The organism is Virgibacillus carmonensis (assembly GCF_057836705.1).
Window position 1 is genome coordinate 1 of the sequence record NZ_JBYQFJ010000285.1, and the last position, 589, is coordinate 589.

Here is a 589-nt window from a genome sequence, read left to right on the forward strand (position 1 = left end):
TTATTGCTTTTATTGCATAAAGAAGATCAATTACCTGAAAAGTTAAGACAACTAGACTGGAAGTATTGCAAAGGTAAGGTCGGATCAATGGACGGGCAAAAGGTTGTGGCGGCAGTTGAGACAGCTGCTAAGAATCAAGGAATTATCAAATCCAGCCTGTACCGCGAAACGCATGCACTGTACCATGCAATCTTAGAGGCTATGAGTGGGGTAACACGTGGAAATAATCAAATCGGAACATTACTTCGAACGGTTGGTTTACAATTTGCGATTGTTCGGGGCAATCCTTATAAAGATAAGGAAGAGGGCGAATGGATAGCTGTTGCTCTTTATGGGACGATTGGCGCTCCGGTCAAAGGACTGGAACATGAAGCTATCGGACTTGGAATCAATCACATATAACGTAAGACTCAGAGTAATTAGTTGATAGGGGGTCGTGTGGCACAGGTATGTGCTATACGGCCCCTTTGTGTATTTAATGAGATAACTTGGAGGTGCAAAGTGTATGGTTATTTTAACCGGTAAAACGTTAACATTTGAGGAAGTGAAACGCGTTGTTTTTGACAACGAAAGCGTGGAATTAGCAACG

The 589-nt window shown here is 42.4% G+C and carries 1 protein-coding gene; it reads left to right on the forward strand.

Annotation, left to right across the window (positions count from 1 at the left end; translation table 11 throughout):
* The coding region (hutP, locus tag AC3G7N_RS21905; protein WP_489424233.1) for a histidine utilization transcription antiterminator HutP at nt 1-402 on the forward strand (402 nt) is incomplete at its 5' end.
* Nucleotides 403-589: the final 187 nt, after the last annotated feature.